At 60.6% G+C, this 17,023-nt stretch carries 17 protein-coding genes; 5 read left to right on the top strand and 12 right to left on the bottom strand.

The features are described from left to right. Positions 1-20: 20 nt before the first annotated feature. Entirely contained in the window at positions 21-389 is a 369-nt protein-coding gene (locus tag OIS50_RS09900; RefSeq protein WP_264690477.1) for a cupin domain-containing protein, read from the bottom strand. Positions 390-405: 16 nt separating this feature from the next. Continuing rightward, entirely contained in the window at positions 406-651 is a 246-nt protein-coding gene (locus OIS50_RS09895) for a Kazal-type serine protease inhibitor domain-containing protein (RefSeq protein ID WP_264690476.1), read from the bottom strand. A gap of 258 nt (positions 652-909) precedes the next feature. Here OIS50_RS09895 and OIS50_RS20525 point away from each other — a divergent pair, with 258 nt between their 5' ends. Continuing rightward, the gene (locus tag OIS50_RS20525) at positions 910-1,344 is read left to right on the top strand and encodes a YtxH domain-containing protein (RefSeq protein WP_319805286.1); all 435 of its coding nucleotides are present in this window, start codon (positions 910-912) and stop codon (positions 1,342-1,344) included. A 150-nt stretch (positions 1,345-1,494) separates the two neighbouring features. After that, complete coding sequence (locus OIS50_RS09880; protein WP_264690475.1) at positions 1,495-2,178, top strand: YtxH domain-containing protein; 684 nt, start codon at positions 1,495-1,497, stop codon at positions 2,176-2,178. 648 nt (positions 2,179-2,826) lie between these two features. Here the strand turns inward: OIS50_RS09880 and lysS are convergent. The 6 genes from lysS to OIS50_RS09850 form a co-directional block, all read right to left on the bottom strand. Next, on the bottom strand, positions 2,827-4,389 hold the full coding sequence (gene lysS, locus OIS50_RS09875; RefSeq protein ID WP_264690474.1) for a lysine--tRNA ligase: 1,563 nt from the start codon (positions 4,387-4,389) through the stop codon (positions 2,827-2,829). Positions 4,390-4,721: 332 nt separating this feature from the next. Beyond that, complete coding sequence (locus OIS50_RS09870; RefSeq protein WP_264690473.1) at positions 4,722-5,771, bottom strand: hypothetical protein; 1,050 nt, start codon at positions 5,769-5,771, stop codon at positions 4,722-4,724. Positions 5,772-6,035: 264 nt separating this feature from the next. Next, positions 6,036-8,174: a carboxy terminal-processing peptidase gene (locus OIS50_RS09865; protein ID WP_264690472.1), complete on the bottom strand. Its 2,139-nt coding sequence runs from the start codon at positions 8,172-8,174 to the stop codon at positions 6,036-6,038. A gap of 216 nt (positions 8,175-8,390) precedes the next feature. Continuing rightward, the gene (locus OIS50_RS20520) at positions 8,391-9,362 is read right to left on the bottom strand and encodes a hypothetical protein (RefSeq protein WP_319805285.1); all 972 of its coding nucleotides are present in this window, start codon (positions 9,360-9,362) and stop codon (positions 8,391-8,393) included. A 170-nt stretch (positions 9,363-9,532) separates the two neighbouring features. Further along, positions 9,533-9,901: a hypothetical protein gene (locus OIS50_RS09855; protein WP_264690471.1), complete on the bottom strand. Its 369-nt coding sequence runs from the start codon at positions 9,899-9,901 to the stop codon at positions 9,533-9,535. A gap of 110 nt (positions 9,902-10,011) precedes the next feature. Continuing rightward, on the bottom strand, positions 10,012-11,211 hold the full coding sequence (locus OIS50_RS09850) for a proline dehydrogenase family protein (RefSeq protein ID WP_264690470.1): 1,200 nt from the start codon (positions 11,209-11,211) through the stop codon (positions 10,012-10,014). 155 nt (positions 11,212-11,366) lie between these two features. Between OIS50_RS09850 and OIS50_RS09845 the strand changes: the two genes are divergently transcribed. After that, positions 11,367-12,449 carry a bifunctional 3-deoxy-7-phosphoheptulonate synthase/chorismate mutase type II gene (locus tag OIS50_RS09845; RefSeq protein ID WP_264690469.1) on the top strand — a complete coding sequence of 361 codons (1,083 nt, stop codon included), beginning with the start codon at positions 11,367-11,369 and terminating at the stop codon, positions 12,447-12,449. Positions 12,450-12,497: 48 nt separating this feature from the next. Here OIS50_RS09845 and OIS50_RS09840 read toward each other — a convergent pair whose 3' ends face one another. The 4 genes from OIS50_RS09840 to OIS50_RS09825 form a co-directional block, all read right to left on the bottom strand. Further along, entirely contained in the window at positions 12,498-12,959 is a 462-nt protein-coding gene (locus OIS50_RS09840; RefSeq protein ID WP_264690468.1) for a hypothetical protein, read from the bottom strand. A 9-nt stretch (positions 12,960-12,968) separates the two neighbouring features. Beyond that, positions 12,969-13,400: a hypothetical protein gene (locus OIS50_RS09835; RefSeq protein ID WP_264690467.1), complete on the bottom strand. Its 432-nt coding sequence runs from the start codon at positions 13,398-13,400 to the stop codon at positions 12,969-12,971. Between the two features lie 10 nt (positions 13,401-13,410). Beyond that, on the bottom strand, positions 13,411-13,818 hold the full coding sequence (locus tag OIS50_RS09830) for a hypothetical protein (RefSeq protein ID WP_264690466.1): 408 nt from the start codon (positions 13,816-13,818) through the stop codon (positions 13,411-13,413). A gap of 70 nt (positions 13,819-13,888) precedes the next feature. After that, positions 13,889-14,377, bottom strand: coding sequence for a YdeI/OmpD-associated family protein (locus OIS50_RS09825; RefSeq protein ID WP_264690465.1), 489 nt, complete (start codon positions 14,375-14,377; stop codon positions 13,889-13,891). 111 nt (positions 14,378-14,488) lie between these two features. Between OIS50_RS09825 and aroB the strand changes: the two genes are divergently transcribed. Further along, on the top strand, positions 14,489-15,529 hold the full coding sequence (gene aroB / locus OIS50_RS09820) for a 3-dehydroquinate synthase (protein WP_264690464.1): 1,041 nt from the start codon (positions 14,489-14,491) through the stop codon (positions 15,527-15,529). 73 nt (positions 15,530-15,602) lie between these two features. Then, positions 15,603-16,856: a 3-phosphoshikimate 1-carboxyvinyltransferase gene (locus OIS50_RS09815; RefSeq protein WP_264690463.1), complete on the top strand. Its 1,254-nt coding sequence runs from the start codon at positions 15,603-15,605 to the stop codon at positions 16,854-16,856. Positions 16,857-17,023: the final 167 nt, after the last annotated feature.

Below are 17,023 nucleotides of genomic sequence, written 5' to 3'. Positions count from 1 at the left end.
CAGGATGACAAAAGGGCCCGTTATTCCTCCCGGTTCACCGTATCCGGGCTAAACGCCGGCACACATATCGACCAATACTCGCACTCCTCCGCAAACGGGTTGGAGTAGCGGATGCGCGCCCCGGCCTTAATCAGCAAGGCCTGCCCGGCGCCGAGCTCCACCACGTCGCCGTCAATCTCGAAGCGTTTGCGGCCGCGCACCACAATGGTTATTTCGTCGAACTGCGGGGTTTGGTGCGGCTCGCTCCACTGCGGCGGGGCCACCATGTGGGCGAGGCTGTATTGGCCGGTGCCGGTACTGGCGTGGCCCACGTGCTCCTCAATGAGTTTGCCATCGGTGGTGGGCACCACAAAGGGCGCGGGGTTCAGAACGTAGCGTTTCTCAGCCATGATGCAGGTAGGGCAGTTAGTTGTTGGAGCCGGGGCATGCGCCCTTCGTGAACTTGGTTACGCCCGCGTTGGTGGCTACGCAGGCGTTGGAGTAGGTTTTGTTGTCGCAGCCGCACACCGGGTCGTACTGCATGGTACACATGGCGTCTTTCCGGATGTTGCTCTCGTTGATGCAATCGGCTGAGGCGGTGGGCGAAGCGCTTCGCTGGCAGGCACCCGAGAGTACCGAGGCCAGCAACGCAGCGGCTACAAGCAGGCGCATAGACATGGGGTAAGTGGGGGAGTAGTGGTGCCGAAAAGTACGTTGAAACCGCCATTGCCGGCCAAGTAAGCCAATTGCTGACCTAGGGAGTAGGGTTGAATAATCAATTACGCTAATATTGCGCCGGAGCTATTTTCTTGGGTTCTCCGCACAACTCATCGGTTGGCCTTGCGTATAGCACGGCAAATCAGCCGATGAGCTTCATTAGCCGATTTTCCTTACCTGAATCTTTCTTTCAACCCACACCCTCCTACAATCATGTCTTACAACGAAGACAACAACTCGGGCAAGATCCTGCTGGCCGTGCTGGCTGGCGCTAGCGCTGGTATCGTAGCCGGCCTGCTGATGGCCCCCGACAAAGGCAGCGCCACCCGCGGCAACCTGAAAAACTACGCCGGCAAATACGGCGACCAGCTGAACGATACCCTCTCGAAGCTCGGTACCCAACTCGATACCTCGTTCAAGAGCCTGACCGAAAAGCTGGAAGACCTGGGCGTAACCGGCGCCGGCAGCAGCCTGAACATGAAAGGCGACTGGAACGTGTCGAAAGGCAAGCTGAAGCAGCAGTACGCCCAGCTGACCGACGATGACCTGGTATACACCGAAGGCGCCGCCGACGACCTCGTAGGCCGCCTGCAGGACAAGCTCGGCAAGAGCAAGCGCGAAATCGTGAAGCTGCTGAACGACTTGTAAGCCAAGCGTTAGCTCCTTGCAAAAGGCCCCGTACCTCCCTGGTGCGGGGCCTTTTTTTGCACAACTTTCCCGGCGTATCCGCGTTAGGAACCTACCGGCCGCATGGCCACGCACTTTGTTCTCCCCCTTAACCTTAACACCCTGCTATTTATGAAAGACAACAGCGGTAAAGTACTCCTCGCGTTGTTGGCCGGCGCCAGCGCCGGTATTGTGGCTGGTCTGCTAATGGCCCCCGACGCGGGCACTGCTACACGCGAAAGCCTGGGCAAGTCGTTGGGTAAGTTCGGCGACGACCTGAACAAACTCCTGCAAGACGGCCTCTCGCGGCTTGATGCGATGAAAGGTGGGGGCGGCCAAGGCGGCAGCGCCGATAAGGCCGGTGCCGAAGATGCCCTGGCGGGCATGGGCGGCCAAGGTGGCGGCGGCAGCCGTTCGGGCGGTGGCTCGGGTGGTTCCGGCGGCGGCTCGTCGTCGGGTAGTGGCTCAGCCTCGGGCGGCGGTTCATCGTCGGCCGGTGGCGGTTCGGGTTCGGGCAGCTCCTCGGGCGGTGGCTCGGCATCCGGTGGGTCGTCTGCCGGAGGCGGCTCTTCTGCCGGTGGCTCGGGCTCAGGTGGCTCGTCGTCGGGCGGCGGCAGCGGTACCACGGGCAGCGCAGCCAGCACGGCCAGTTCGGCGGGCAGCAATGCCGGCCGCAGCGGTTCTTCGTCAACGGGCAGCGGCAGCTCAGCCGGCGGTAGTGGCTCGGGTAGCGCTTCGGGCGGCTCGGGTGGCACCAGCGCCACGGGCGGCGGCGTGGCAGGCAATGCTACCGGCTCGGGCGACACCAGCAAGTAAAATTTCGTTGTCGGCTGTAACCACTCAGCCGGCGTTGCGTTAAAGAACTTAGAAATCGACTTGAAATAGTCTTTGATTTAGCCCCCGAAGCAAAATTGCCGACGGTAGTGCTTCTGGCCGGACTGGTTAAACATCCGCCCAGCAAAATCTTACCGATCCATCGCAAGCTTCTTCGGATTAAGCTACTTCGTTGATCTGCTGAAGTTGATTCTGTGAAGAAGGCCTCGCACCGTTATTGGGTGCGAGGCCTTCTGATTTTTCCCCTAGGTCCTGATTTCAAAAAAATATTGCAACACCCACAACCTTTTGAGAGCGAGGGCGTTTATACAATTGAAATCGGTTAAAATTGAAAGTCGGATAGACGTTCCGAAGTAAAATTGCCGACCGTAGAGCTTCTGCCAGGATCTGGTCAAACAACCTGCGTAGTAAAATCGTACGTGTCCATCGCAAGCTTCTTCGTTTCGTACCGGCCGGATTGGTTAACGGATTTCATAAAAGAAAGCCCCCCGTACGTGATAGGTACGAGGGGCTTTCGACTTTTTGTAGCGCGGGCTTTAGCCCGCGTTTGCCAGAACAAAATCGTTGAGTTGTCGATGCAACAACGACATCGTTCACGCAAACGCGGGCTAAAGCCCGCGCTACATTGTTTTACTCTACTGGCTTCTCCGATTTCTCGGTCAGGGTTTCGGCCTTCTCCGGCTTCATCTGCGGGAAGAAGAGCACGTCCTGAATGGAGTGCGAGTTAGTCATAATCATCGACAAACGGTCGATGCCGATGCCCAGGCCAGCCGTGGGCGGCATGCCGTACTCCAGCGCGCGCAGGAAGTCCTCGTCGAGTACCATGGCCTCGGTGTCGCCGCGCTTGCCGAGCTCCAGCTGATCCTCAAAACGCTTGCGCTGGTCGATGGGGTCGTTGAGCTCGGAGAAGGCGTTGCAGATTTCTTTGCCGTTGCAGATGGCTTCGAAACGCTCCACGAGGCCCGGCTTCGAGCGGTGCTTCTTGGCCAGCGGCGACATCTCCACCGGGTAGTCGGTGATGAACGTCGGCTGAATCAGCTTGGGCTCCACGTGCTCCCCGAAAATCTCGTCGATGATTTTGGCCTTGCCCATGCTCGGGTCGAGGCCGACTTTCAGGTCTTTGGCGGCGGCGCGCAGCTCTTCTTCGCTCTTGCCCTCAATATTAAAGCCGGTGTAGTGCTCAATGGCTTCGGCCATGGTGAAGCGCTTCCAGGGGCGCTGGAAGTTGATGAGGTTCTCGCCCACCTTCACCTCGGTTTGGCCGTGCAGGGCCAGGGCTACGCGCTCCACCATTTCCTCTACCAGGTCCATCATCCAGTAGTAGTCTTTGTACGCTACGTACAGCTCCATCTGGGTGAACTCGGGGTTGTGGAAGCGCGACATGCCCTCGTTGCGGAAGTCCTTCGAGAATTCGTACACGCCATCAAAACCGCCCACGATCAGGCGCTTCAGGTACAACTCGTTGGCAATGCGCAGGTACAGCGTCATGTCCAAGGTGTTGTGGTGCGTTTTGAAGGGGCGCGCGGCGGCACCGCCGTACAAAGGCTGCAGGATGGGGGTTTCCACCTCCAGGTAGCCTTTGTCGTTGAGGTAGTTGCGCATGGCTTGCACCAGCAGCGTACGCTTCACGAAAGCGTCGCGCACGTGCGGGTTCACTACCAAGTCAACGTAGCGCTGGCGGTAGCGCTGCTCGGGGTCGGTGAAGGCGTCGTAGGTGATTTTCTCGCCGGTGGCTTCGTCTACGCGCTCCTTTACCACGGGTAGCGGGCGCAGGGCTTTCGAGAGCAGCTTGAAGCTGGTAACGTGCACCGAGGTTTCGCCTACCATCGTCTTGAACACGCGGCCCTCTACGGCGATAAAGTCGCCTAGGTCGAGCAGCTTCTTGAACACCGTATTGTAAAGCTCCTTGTCCTCGCCGGGGCAAATTTCGTCGCGGTTGATGTAGAGCTGAATGCGGCCCGAGGCGTCCTGCAGCTCGGCAAACGAGGCCTTGCCCTTTACCCGCACCGACATCAGACGGCCGGCCATGCGAACTTCCTGGAAGTTGTTCAGCTCGGGGTGATAGTTATCGTGAATTTCCTGGGCGTAGAAGTTCACGTCGAACAGCTCGGACGGATACGGCTCAATGCCGAGCTTTTGGAGTTCGTCGAGTTTCTGCCGACGAATCAGCTCCTGTTCGCTGAGGTGGTGCATAGGGTAGGGGTATATCAATCGGCCACGGCCGAAAAAGTCAAGCCGCAAAGATAGACCACAGATTGAAACGGATTTTTCGGATGTAACGGATTTTGTGGATGATTGCGCCGTTGCCGGTGAGCAGGGGCGCGGAGTGGTTCTCCGCGTAGCGACGCAGGCGCCATTCCCGCGCCTAGGTGCATGGCAGCTCCGGATGGCAGCCCAGAGGCTGCCCGCGGAGTACCACTCCGCGCCACGCGGCCGGCAAACAAAAAGCGCTGGCTCAGGGAGCCAGCGCTTAGGTGTATATGCAGTTGTCTACAAAATCGGTGTAATCCGGGGCAATCCTCGGTTTAGGCAGCAATGCCCATCTGCGGATCGGTTTCGGTGAAGTTCGGCTCAACGCGGGTGCGCAAGCGTTCCTCCACAAAGCCATGCTGCAAGTGCTTAGGCAGGTTGGCCACCAGTTCGCGGTAGCGTTCCACACCTAGGGCCTTGGCCACGTACGTCTCATGGATACCGTTGAGGTAGCTTACGATGTCGAGCAGCGACTGGTGGAACAGGCCGAAGTCGATGTCGGACTCCACGTAGCGCTCAATCTCGCGGCTGGTCTGCGAAATGCGCAGGCGGCCCAGCAGGTCGAAGATGGTGGTGTAACCCAGGCGCCAGGTAATCTGCTGCCAGTGCTGCGCGTTCCACTTCTCGAGCGGCTGCCCCGTCTTCTGGCTACGAATAGCCGTGGTGGGGTTGCTCTGCACCTGCTGACGCACGGCTACGGCCTTCTGCTTGCGGGTAGTGCGCAGGAACTGGCCAATTTGCGCCTGCGCATCAATGGCCTTACTGGCAATCTGCAGCCCGGCCTTGTAGCCGGCCAGCGGCAAGCGGTGAATGCTGAAGTCGCCGTACGAACCGGCAGCGTAGAACGATACCGGACGCGGATACGCATTGCGCACTACCAGGCGGCCCACCTCGCGGCGAATCAGCGAGGGGTTGTTGGTGCGTACGCCGGCCGTGTGCAGGAAAGCGTGCAAGCCAGCCATTACGGCATGGTAGGCCTGCGGGAACGTCCAGTGCAGGGCGTTGCGCAGGTAATCCTCGTCGCCTAGGTCGGCGGTGGCACGCAGGGCGTACTCGGTGCTCCAGCAGCTATGTAGGTACTTCTCTACCTGAGCGCGGTCGGCGTCGGTAAGCTCGGCCTGGTGCGCCCGGAAGAAAGGCAGGTGCTGCAGGCCACCCGTCGCGTCGTCGGCTTCGCGGATATGGTAGCTAAGCGCGAAGAAGTAGTTCAAGAACACCTGAGCCGGGATGGACTTGCGCCATGCCTCATCGTGCTGGGGCTGGGCTTCGTCGGCCACCGGAAGGTGCAGGATGTTATCGTTCAGTTGTTCGTTGTTCGTCATCATATCAGCACAACGCAGAATAACCCGATTGAGTGCCTAAATGCTAAAAAAATTGGGTGTTTATTATACTAATTTTAGCATTGATAATCAGGTGTTTACAAGATACCTGGTTAAAATGTTTGGCTTAGTAAATAGGCCTTGATTTTCAGCCTTTTGAAGCAAGCTTTTGCTAAGCACCTACGAACGGATTCGGCAAACAAAAAGCCCCTGTGCTGCAAGGCACAGGGGCTTTTGAGGAAGGCCCTAGGTGGGCCGAGGCTAACGGGCTTAGCGGCGGGTTACCTGGGGTGCATCGATCTGGTCTTTCACCACGGCCACAGCCTCGCGCAGGTTAATGTCCTTCACCAGGTTCTTCGACAAGCGGCGCACGCGGTTTTGCTTTACCGTATCCGACTGCACGGCGCGCAGGTCGGTGGGCAGCGGCGCAATAACCAGCGGCTGAGCGGCCTTCTGCAGCTCCTCGTAGCGCTTCGATTCGGCCTTGGCTTGCTCTTGCTCGGCGCGGTAAGCCGTCAGCTTCAGCGACACGCTGGTATCGTCCTTGCGCTTGCGCATACGCTCCACAATTTCCTGCACCAGCTTAAAGCTCGGGCTGTTGGCCACGCGGGTGTTCGAAGCAGCTTTCAGCTTATCGATTGCAGGGGCTTGCGGCCAGGTGCGGTAGCGGGCCGGGCTGATTTCGTCCCACTTCAGCGGGTACTCGGCATCCTTCTCGCCTTGGTCGAGGTAGCTGTAGGCATCGGGCAGCACAATATCAGGCACTACGCCTTTAAACTGCGTGGAGCCGCCGTTGATGCGGTAAAACTTCTGGGTAGTAAGCTTCAGCGAGCCAAAAGGCTTGATGGCATTGAACTCAGCCGGCAGCGCGTCGTCGAGGTTGAAGATGCGCTGCACCGTGCCTTTGCCGTAAGTGCTCGTCGAGCCCATAACCACGCCGCGCTTGTAGTCCTGAATGGCCGCGGCCAGAATCTCGGAGGCCGAAGCGCTGTATTTGTTCACCATCACCACCAGCGGGCCGTTGTACTGCACGCGCGGGTCGCGGTCGTTCAGCACCTGCGCCGAGCCCTGGCCCGAACGCACCTGCACCACGGGGCCGCTGTCGATAAATAAGCCAGCCATTTCCACGGCATCGGTAAGCGAGCCGCCGCCGTTGCTGCGCAGGTCGAACACGATGCCATGCACGCCTTCGGACTTTAGTTTCTCAATTTCCTTCTTCACGTCCTCGGCCGAGCTGCGGCCACCTTGCTCGTCGTTGAAGTTGGCGTAGAAGGTGGGCAGGCGCAGGTAGCCAATCTTTTTGCCGTTTTCGTTGATAACGGCCGACTGGGCGTAGGTTTCTTCCACAATTACCACGTCGCGCACAATCGGGATAACCTGCGTGCTGCCGTCGGGCTTTTTCACCGTCAGACGTACTTCGGTGCCTTTGGGGCCGCGGATGTAGGTGATGGCTTTGTCGAGGCGCATGCCTTCAACCGAAACCGGCTCGGCCGCACCTTGCGCCACGCGCTGAATGATGTCGCCGGCTTTAAGCTGGCCCTGGCGGTACGATGCCGAACCCGGAATGATGTCAGCCACTTTGATCTGGCCATCCTTCTCCTGCAGCGTAGCGCCAATGCCCTCGAAACGGCCCGTCATGGCAATGTCAAACGACTCCTTGTCCTTCGGGGCGAAGTACTCCGTGTGGGGGTCGTAGGTGTTGGCAATGGTATTGGCCCACAACGCCAAACGGTCGTTGTCGTCGTTCTGCATCAGGTCGTTAAACTGCTCGTCGAAGTACTTCAGCACGCGCTTGCGGGCTTCGGCCTCCATCTCCGCAGCCGACAGGGCAGGGGCGGTAGCTTTCTTGGGGTCGCGCTTGGCTTGCTCGTCCTGAATTTCTACCAAACGCGTCATGGTCAGGTACTTCAGGTAGCGGCGCCACTCGTCGCGCTGGGCGGTTTTATCGGCCGGGTATTGCGCTTTCTCGAAGTCCGTCTGGAAGGATTCTTCCGCCGTGAAATCCATGGGCTTGCTTAGCAACTCGCGGTACAGCGCCTGTGCTTCCTTGGTGCGCTGATCGACGAGGCGCGTGGCCAGGTCGATAAACTCGTGCGAGCCGCGCTTCACCTGGTCGTCGATGTCGGTTTGGAATTTGCGCAGCTGAGCTACGTCCGACTGCAGCAAGAACTTCTTCGAATAGTCGATGCGCTTCAGGTACAGGTCGAATACGCGGCGCGAGAAATTATCGTCGATTTGCTCGGGCTGGTAGTGCGCTTGGCTTAGGCCCTGCAGCATCGCCTTGATGAGAACTTCCTCCTTTTGCGGAATGCGGGCGTCGTTGCCCCGGTATAGCTTATACGAAGCCAGCACAAACACAGCGGCAACCACTGCGGCGTACAAGCCTATTTTCAGGCGAAGAAATGACATGGGCAAAAGCGCGAAAAAAAGTGGTCTTAAATGTACGTAAAGCCGCACCGAATGGTAAGGCCAAAACCGGGCCCATTCTGAAAGGCTAACGAGGTCAGCTAAACAATAGTGCCAAATTGCCAGGCCAGGTGCCGCCGCAGCTCATACCTAATAGTAACAAAAAAGACCCTCCCGGTTGCGGGAGGGTCTTTTGGCAAGCCGACTCTAAATAATCGACTAGTAGTAGATACGGTCGCCGTTGTGGCGGCGGAACTCGTCCTGGAAGTGGCGGGCATCTTCGTCGTTGCGCGGACGCACGCCCATTACGATACCGCCATTCTTGATGTCGTGCTCGTACTCGGCGGCGCGCTCTTCAGGAATACCCGAGCCTACCAGGGCGCCTACCAAGCCACCCGTGAGGCCACCGGCTCCGGCGCCGGCCAGTGCAGCTGCCAGCGGGCCGGCAATTACCAGGCCCAGGCCCGGCAGGGCTACCGAAGTACCGATAGCTGCGATAGCGCCGATTACAGCACCGGCGGTACCGCCGATAGCCGAACCTACGCCTGCGCCTTCCATGGCTTTGTTGCCCAGCTCAGAGTCGGGCGTGTGGTCGCCGAAGTGCGTCTTGCGCGTTTCGTCCGACATCATCAGGTTCACGTCGTCCTTGGTGTAACCGCGCGACGAAAGCGAGCTGTAAGCACGCTCAGCCGACTCACGGTCGCGGAACGTCGAAGTCAGGATACGGCCCGACTGGTTGCTCGAACCGTAGGTCGAATCGTTGCCAGTTACGGCGCGGGCGGCATCGCCGGCAGTGTTTTGCACGGCATCAACGCCGCGGCCAACTGCGGCACCCAGGCCGCCGGCCATAGCGCCGCCTTTTTCGGTAGCGCTGTAATCGTGGTGCTTCTGGTCGGGGTCGATGCCGCTGTTTTGCGGCGTGCCGTACGACGACGACGAACCCATGTTGCTATTGCCCAGCGACGAACCCGAGTTGTAGTTTGCGCCGGTGCTCTGATCGGTGCCCGAGCCGGTGCTCGAAGCGTTCGAAATGTTGCTGCTGGAGTTCAGTCCCGAGCTGCCCATCGAGCCGCTGCCCGAGTGCTTTTCGCTGCCGTAGCCGGCGCCTGCGCCAGTACCTTGGTTAGCGGGGTTCATCGAAGAGCCAGTGCCGGGCGTGTTGCCGAGGTTCGAATTATTGTCGGTGTTCATTTTGGTGAGGTTGTGGTTGGGTGAAAAAGGAAGGGAAATTCACCAAAGCCTGCTGCGGTTAGCCACTAAACAGACTCGATGGCTTCCTTAACGCGCCCCATCTACTTGAGGTTACACGACAGTGTCCAAATTAACCTGCCGAGTATCCTGTAAACCTCGCCGCTCTGCCCTTAGCCGAACTGCGCAAAGTTGTCGTCGTTGCGCCAGAAATCGCGGCAGGCGCTGCGCATTTCCTGCAGAAAATCAGGATTTTGCTTTAGCTCGCGCCAGGGGCCCATGCCCAGCCGCTCGCAAAGCTTGAAGAAATTATCGCCCTGGCCTTTCGAGCCTTCCACTTTTACCAGGCAGCTAAGCACGGGGCGGCCGGCGGTGTACTCGGTTTCCGATATTTCGGCCAGGATTTCGTTTAGGCGGGCCTTTTCGTGCGATATATCGAGATTAAGACCTAGCTCCGCTTCCTGAACTACCGTGAGGTAGCTGGCCGTACCGGTTTGGTGGCGCGAGTACTGAATAAGAAAGCGGCGTACGCGTGTAATCATGTTGTTGCTAAGATGTAGGGGAGAAGGGGAGGGGAAAATACCAAAAAAGCCCGTTGCGTTGGATACTTCCAAGGCAACGGGCTTTTTACCAATAACTATGCCGCTGAGGCTTAGCGTACTTTGTTTCGGCGGCGTTCCATTTCGCGCTTAATCAGCAGAAACTCGCGGCTGCTTTGGCCCGCTATGGCGGTGTTTTCATCGGCGCGGCGCAGCAGGTAAGGCATTACGGCTTCTACGGGGCCGTAGGGCACGTACTTGGCCGTGTTGTAACCGGCGTGGGCCAGGTTGTAGCTCAGGTTGTCGCTCATGCCGTAGAGCTGGGCAAACCACACGCGCTCGTCGTTGGGGGCGAGGCCGGCCTCGGCCAGCAACTCGGTGAGCAGGCGTGAGGAGGCCTCGTTGTGGGTGCCGGCGCAAATGGCCAGGCGCTCGATGTGCTCGACGGAAAAGCGCAGGGCCTCGTCGTACAGCTCGTCGGTGGCTTGCTTACTGGGGTTGATGGGGTTGCGGTAGCCGCGCTGCTGCGCCACGCGGCCTTCTTTCTCCATGTAGGCCCCGCGCACCAGCTTGGCTCCTAGGTAGTAACCCTCCTGCACGGCGTGGTCGTGGTCGGCTTTGAGGGCGTCGAGGCGGTCGTGGCGGTAAAGCTGGTAAGTGTTCCACACGATGGCGCGCTCGTGGTTGTAGCGGCGCATCATGTCGCGGGCAATGTCGTCGATGGTATCCTGAAACCAGCTCTCCTCGGCGTCGATGAAAATGCGCACGTTGCGCTCGTGGGCGCGGCGGCACAGCGCGTCGATGCGCTGCAGGGCGCGGTCGTAGGCTTGCTGCTCGGCGGCGGCAAGCGGCTGCTTGGCCTGCACTTTTTCGAGCAGGGCGCTATCGGCTACGCCCGTCACCTTAAACACCGAAAACGGAATGTGGGGGTGGCCGGCGGCCAGGTCGATGGTTTTCAGCAGCTCGTCGCGGGTGTGGTCGAAGCTGTGCTCGTTGCCTTCGCCCTCCACCGAGTAATCGAGGATGGTGCCGATGTTGAACTTGCCCAGCTCGGCAATCACGGGCTTGCACTCCGCAATGGTTTCGCCGCCGCAAAACTGCTTGAAGATGGTGTGCTTGATGATGGTTTTGCTGCCAGGCAGGCCCCAGCTCAGGGCGCGCTTCATCATGCCGCCGCCTAGGTCAACAAGGCCCTTGTTGTTCATGGCAGCAAACAGGGCGTACATCTGTTTCAGGTCGCCGTCCGACTTACTGGCGAAGGCCACGGCGGTATTGTCGAAGGAAACGCTCGGGTGGGTTTGGGGCTCGGGCATGCGGGGTGGTAGCTTTGGGCTGCGAAGATAGCCACGAAACATCGTTTTGGGCGGCGCTGTTATCATAAGCCAGCATGCCGGTGGCGTGCTTAAAACCCCTAGGTGGCAACGGCGGTTCCGGCAAATTGGGCGGGGCTGGCCAGCTGCCCTCAGCCATGGAACTCGACACGTATTTTACCCGGTTGCTGGCCCGCAAGGCGCAGCCCCTGCTGCTGGCCGGCCCCTGCTCGGCCGAAACCGAAGAACAAGTAATGGCTACCGCCCGTGGGCTGCAAGGCTTGGGCGTCGATTTGTTTAGAGCTGGTATCTGGAAGCCGCGCACCCGGCCGGGCTCCTTCGAAGGCATTGGGGCGGTGGGCCTCAAGTGGCTGCAGCGCGTGAAAGCGGAAACCGGCCTGGCCGTAACCGTTGAAGTAGCCACGCCTCGCCACGTAGAGGAATGCCTGGTGCACGGCGTGGATGTGGTTTGGATTGGCGCCCGCACCACCGTGAACCCCTTTGCCGTGCAGGAGCTGGCCGAGGCCCTGGGCGGCACCGGCGTGCCCGTGATGGTGAAGAACCCCGTGAACCCCGACCTGGCGTTGTGGGCTGGCGCCTTGGAGCGCCTCAGCCGTGCCGGCGTGCGCGATTTGGCGGCCATTCACCGTGGCTTCAGCACCGGGGCACCTAGCAAATACCGCAACGCGCCCACTTGGGCCATCCCCATCGAGCTGAAAACGCGCTTTCCGGAGCTGCCGCTGATCTGCGACCCGAGCCACATCAGCGGGCGGCGCGATTTGCTGCTGCCCGTGGCGCAAAAGGCCCTCGACCTGGACTACGACGGCCTGATGCTGGAAACCCACCCCGACCCGGAAAACGCCTGGAGCGACGCCGAGCAGCAGGTTACGCCCTTCCGGCTGGCCGAAATGATGCACGAGCTAAAGCACCGCTACCGCTCCACCGACAACCGCGACTACCTGAACAAGGCCGAAGACCTGCGCCATAAAATGGACGTGGCCGACCAGGAAATTATAGAGGCCCTGGCGCGCCGCATGGCTTTGGTGGAGGAACTGGCCGAGTACAAAAAGCAGAACAACATCAAGATTTTGCAGCTCGACCGCTGGAACGAAATCTACCAGAGCCGCCCCGAGTGGGCCGCCCGCCTGAACATGAACGACAAGTTTGTGGCCGAGCTCTACAAGCTTATCCACATCGAAAGCATCCGGAAGCAAACCGAAATAATGCAGCGGCCGGAGTAGCGGCCCTAGGTGCTAGGGCGCTGCTCCGGCCGGGGCAGCCGCACGGGGCTATTTGCCGGGAAGCGTGGTGGACGAGGCGCGGGCGTAGGTTTCGCGCACGGGCCAGCAGTTCATCACATCCTTGTAGTAGGGCGTGGTCCAGCGCAGGGTATCCTGTTGCAGTTCGTACGTCACGCCGCTGCTGCCTTGGCCGCTGTTGAGCGACAAGTAGCGCAGGCCTTGAGGCGCCTGCACGTTGCTCGGGAAACCGCGGTGCTCGAAAGTAGCCTCGTGCGTGAGGGTGTCGTTGCGGTAGAAGCGCAGGCGACCATCAGCCGAAAACTCCAGGCTGCGTTTGGGCAGCAGATGCCGGGGGTAATGTTGCTCGTGCTTGGGCACAACCCTGTCCCAGCGACCCAGCAAGGCCGCGTCGGAGGGTTGCACATCGTCGGTTTGCTGCTGGCAACCTAGGGCCGCAAAGCACAAAGCGGCAATCAGCAAGTCGCAGAAGAGTTGGACGGATTTGGCCATGGGGGCTGATTAGTTAGCGTTATCGGAAACCCAGCGGTAGCGCCGAATCACGCCATCCACGCAGATGTTGCCATCCAGGATCAGCTCGTCGCCTTTGATCTGGTAGGCGTACGTGATGCCCGGCTTGCTTGCCTCGTCGAAGCGCACTAGCTGCACCGGCTGGAGTTGCGTGCAGAAATTGCCGCTGGTGGGCCGCAGCCGGAACTGTTGCGCCAAGGCACCAGCCAGGTACAGGCGCACGGTGCTGTCGGGTGCAATGCGGAGCTCCTCGGGCGGCACAGTGGGGTTGGGCACCATGCCGCCGCTCACGGCCACCAACTGCCAGCGGCCAATCAGTGAGGTAGGCTTGGCTGTTTCGGCATCGATGGAATGGAGGTGGTTACAGGCACCCAGGCCCACGACGCCCGATGCGAACAGTAACCAGTAAGCAAGCTTGTGCATAACGGTGGAGTTAGCGTTCATACTGCGAGATGTAGCCATCGGCGGCTTCGTCGTAGAGCGTGAGGCGGTTCTCGGTTATCTCGAACGACTGCCCCAACGAGTTTTTGCCGTAGCGAATCAGGTTAGGCGTGTGGTTGTCGCCGGGCGAGGACGCGAAAAACAGCGCGTACGTATCCGTGTCGATGGTTTTGCCGTCGCGGATGCGGTAAAACTTACCGCTCGACTCGAAACGGATTTCCTCCTGGTAGCCCGTATTGGCCGGCGTGAGGCGCGCGCCCGCAATGCCGCCGGTGGTTTGTACCCAGCGCCAGGTGCCTTGCAGCTGCGCGTCGAGGGGTGCCACGTCGCGGTCGGCGGAGCAGCCAGCTAGCAGCAGCACGGCGCTCAGCAGCCCGAAAAAGTAGGTGCGTATGGGCATATGTCGGTGGCTTATATACCACAGGATGCCGGCCTAGGTGCGAAAGGTTGCACGCCATGGCAAGGACTTGTTATTTGCTCGGCGGCGTGGCCGCTCCGGCCTCTAGCCGCGCCAGCGCCGATACCATGCGCGCTACTTTGGCGTCGTCGGTGGGGGCGGCGCGCACCCAGTTTAGCCACGCGGTTTGCTCCGATGGGGAGAGGCGCGTGTAAGCTGCTTCGGCTAGGGGCGCATCGGCCAGGCAGGCAAGTAAATCGTCATCAGAAACAGATAAGGCCACGGCCTCGGGGTACAGCACAAGGCGTACGGTGTCGCCGGCCTGCTTACCAATGGCTTTTCGGATTTCCGCCTTCAGGGGCAAAAAGCTGCGGCCATTGCCCAGCGGCATCAGGGTGCTGAGCGGCAGCACGAACGCATCGATGGAGCCGGTTACCTTGGCCAGCCCGAAGGCATTGCGGCCGGGTATCTGCAGCGGCGGAAGCGGGGCGTACGTCCAGGCGCCCTTGCCCGAAAACTTTGCCAGGCGTACCTCGCCGTCGAAAAGCGCTATTGGTTCCACTGCTGCTGTTGCGCGGTTTGCGGTGCTCCGAAACAACCCAGGCCGGCTGCTCTTGGCCTTGCTCGTTGCTAATGTAGGCTACTAACGCCAGAACCCTGAACTTTACGCCCGATGACTGACGCAATCCACATCGGCCCCGAGGCGCTGCCGGCGTTGGCGGCGCTGCTCGGCCGCCCCGGCACCACACGCGTAGCCGTGCTGGCCGATACCAACACCGCCCGCCTGTGCTACCACGCCCTGAAGCCCTACCTGCCCGAAGCGCACCTGCTGATTGAGGTGCCCGCCGGCGAAGAGCACAAAACCCTCGCCACGAGCGAGCGGGTGTGGAGCGAGCTAACGGAGCACCGCTTCGACCGGCACAGCGTGCTGGTGTGCCTGGGGGGCGGCGTCATCTCCGACCTAGGCGGTTTTTGCGCGGCCCTCTACAAGCGGGGCATGCGCTGCGTGGTGGTGCCTACTACGTTGCTGGCGCAGGTGGATGCGGCCATCGGCGGCAAAACCGGCGTCGATTTCATGGGCTACAAAAACCACCTAGGGGTGTTTCAGCTGCCCGGAGCCGTGTGCATCGATACCACATTCCTGAGCACGCTCGACCCGCGCGAGCTGCGCGCCGGCTACGCCGAGGTGGTAAAGCACTGGCTTATTGCCGATGCCGCAGCCTTTGCCGAGCAGCGGCACCAAGGCTTGTTTGTGGAAGACTGGACGCCCGTGGTGCGCGAGTCGGTGCTGGTGAAGCAGTGCATTGTGGCGCAAGACCCCACCGAAAAAGGCCCGCGCAAGCTCCTGAACTTCGGCCACACCGTGGGCCACGCCCTCGAAAGCTACCTGCTGAGCCAGGCCGGCCGCAGCATTTTGCACGGCGAGGCCGTGGCCGCCGGCATCGTCTGCGAAAGCTGGCTGTCGGTGCAAAAAGGTTTGCTCATGGAGCGCGAGCTAAACCAGATCGAGACCTTCCTGTTCTCGGTATTCGAAAAGGTGCAGTTCGTAACCCTCGAAACCCAAGCCATTGCCGAACTGGCTCTGCAGGACAAGAAAAACCAAGGCAGCACCATCAACTGCACCCTGCTTGAGGGCATCGGCCGGGGCGTGTACGACCAGCCCGTAACGGTGGCCGAAATTGCCGAATCGCTCCGCTATTATCACCGGCTGTAACCGGGCCGGCCGCCGCCCAAGCGGCTGGCCGCAAGTTTAACCTAGGGCGCTACCTTCGGGCGCTCCTCTGCTAATGCACCAACCCACTTTCCCCGATACGCTGTCGTTGTGCTGGCCCGGTGGCCCGCTGCGCGGCACGGCCGTGTTGCCCGCCTCCAAAAGCGAAAGCAACCGTGCCCTCATCCTGCAAGCCCTGGCCGGTGGCGGCACGCTCACGCACCTTTCCGAAGCCAACGATACCCAACTGATGCGCCGCCTGTTGGCGCACCCCGAGGCCGAGGTGTTCGATGCCGAAGATGCCGGTACCGTGATGCGCTTCCTGACGGCCTACTTAGCTGTTACGGGGCGCCGTACCACCCTCACCGGCACGGCCCGTATGCTGGAGCGGCCTATTGGCGTGCTGGTTGATGCGCTGCGCAAGCTCGGCGCCAACATCGAATACCTGGGGCGCGAAGGCTACCCGCCGCTCCGGCTCAACGGTTTCGAGCCCGGCGCGGCTACTACGCTGGCCGTGCGCGGCGACATCAGCAGTCAGTTTATCTCGGCGCTGATGATGGTGGGTCCGCTCATTCCAGGCGGCCTTAACCTGCAGCTAACGGGGCACATCGGCTCGCGCCCCTACATCACCATGACGGCCAGCCTAATGCGCCACTTCGGAGCGCAGGTAGAAGTGCGCGAGCGGGATGTACGCGTGGCGCCCAAGCCCTACCAGCCCGCCGATTACACCATCGAGGCCGATTGGTCGGCGGCGAGCTACTGGTACGCCATGGTAGCCCTAGGCCCGGCCGGCTCGCAAATACACCTGCCCGGCCTGCGCCGCCAGTCGTGGCAGGGCGACCAGGCCATTATGCACCTAATGGACCCGCTGGGCGTGCACACCGAGTTCGTGGCCGATGGCGTGATTCTGCGGCAGGCGCCCGCCAAGGGCCGGGCCGGCCACGTGGCCATGAACTTTACCGATTGCCCCGATCTGGCCCAAACCATTGCCGTAGCCGCCGCCGCCACGGGCGTAACCGTTGACATGGTAGGCCTCGAGAGCCTGCGCATCAAGGAAACCGACCGCATTGCGGCTTTGCAGAACGAGCTGGGCAAGTTTGGCGCCTCGCTCACGGCCGAGGAGCGTGATATGTTCCGGGTATCGGCGCAGCAATTGCACGTAAACGGCCAAACCGTAGCCACCTACCACGACCACCGCATGGCTATGGCCTTTGCCCCGCTGGCCCTGCGCGGCAAAATAGAGGTGGAAACCCCGGCCGTGGTGCGTAAGTCGTATCCGTTTTTCTGGGAAGAGCTGCGCCAGGCTGGTTTCAAAATGGAGCCACTGTAGCGCGGTCTTTGCAGTTCGCGCCCGCAGGTAGTCATTTCTGATTTTTGACCTAGGACGGCAGTGCGTGTAGCGCGGGCTTTAGCCCGCGTTGGCGTGAACGAGCGGCTCTGCAGTAGCGCGGACTTTGTAGTCCGCAGCCCACAGATAGAATTCTCCAGTAGCCGCAC

Origin of the sequence: Hymenobacter sp. YIM 151858-1, from assembly GCF_025979705.1 — a bacterium.
Lineage (GTDB): Bacteria > Bacteroidota > Bacteroidia > Cytophagales > Hymenobacteraceae > Solirubrum.
The sequence above is the reverse complement of the archived record's forward strand: the minus strand, read 5'-3'. Positions and strand labels throughout refer to the sequence as shown.

Coding starts and splice junctions, on each gene's coding strand:
- OIS50_RS09895 (WP_264690476.1), bottom strand. CDS start 651: ATGCGCCTGCTTGTAGCCGCTGCGTTGCTGGCCTCGGTACTCTCGGGT.
- OIS50_RS09815 (WP_264690463.1), top strand. CDS start 15,603: ATGCACCAACCCACTTTCCCCGATACGCTGTCGTTGTGCTGGCCCGGT.
- OIS50_RS09880 (WP_264690475.1), top strand. CDS start 1,495: ATGAAAGACAACAGCGGTAAAGTACTCCTCGCGTTGTTGGCCGGCGCC.
- OIS50_RS09865 (WP_264690472.1), bottom strand. CDS start 8,174: ATGTCATTTCTTCGCCTGAAAATAGGCTTGTACGCCGCAGTGGTTGCC.
- aroB (WP_264690464.1), top strand. CDS start 14,489: ATGACTGACGCAATCCACATCGGCCCCGAGGCGCTGCCGGCGTTGGCG.
- lysS (WP_264690474.1), bottom strand. CDS start 4,389: ATGCACCACCTCAGCGAACAGGAGCTGATTCGTCGGCAGAAACTCGAC.
- OIS50_RS09850 (WP_264690470.1), bottom strand. CDS start 11,211: ATGCCCGAGCCCCAAACCCACCCGAGCGTTTCCTTCGACAATACCGCC.
- OIS50_RS20525 (WP_319805286.1), top strand. CDS start 910: ATGTCTTACAACGAAGACAACAACTCGGGCAAGATCCTGCTGGCCGTG.
- OIS50_RS09900 (WP_264690477.1), bottom strand. CDS start 389: ATGGCTGAGAAACGCTACGTTCTGAACCCCGCGCCCTTTGTGGTGCCC.
- OIS50_RS20520 (WP_319805285.1), bottom strand. CDS start 9,362: ATGAACACCGACAATAATTCGAACCTCGGCAACACGCCCGGCACTGGC.
- OIS50_RS09835 (WP_264690467.1), bottom strand. CDS start 13,400: ATGCACAAGCTTGCTTACTGGTTACTGTTCGCATCGGGCGTCGTGGGC.
- OIS50_RS09845 (WP_264690469.1), top strand. CDS start 11,367: ATGGAACTCGACACGTATTTTACCCGGTTGCTGGCCCGCAAGGCGCAG.
- OIS50_RS09830 (WP_264690466.1), bottom strand. CDS start 13,818: ATGCCCATACGCACCTACTTTTTCGGGCTGCTGAGCGCCGTGCTGCTG.
- OIS50_RS09840 (WP_264690468.1), bottom strand. CDS start 12,959: ATGGCCAAATCCGTCCAACTCTTCTGCGACTTGCTGATTGCCGCTTTG.
- OIS50_RS09855 (WP_264690471.1), bottom strand. CDS start 9,901: ATGATTACACGCGTACGCCGCTTTCTTATTCAGTACTCGCGCCACCAA.
- OIS50_RS09870 (WP_264690473.1), bottom strand. CDS start 5,771: ATGATGACGAACAACGAACAACTGAACGATAACATCCTGCACCTTCCG.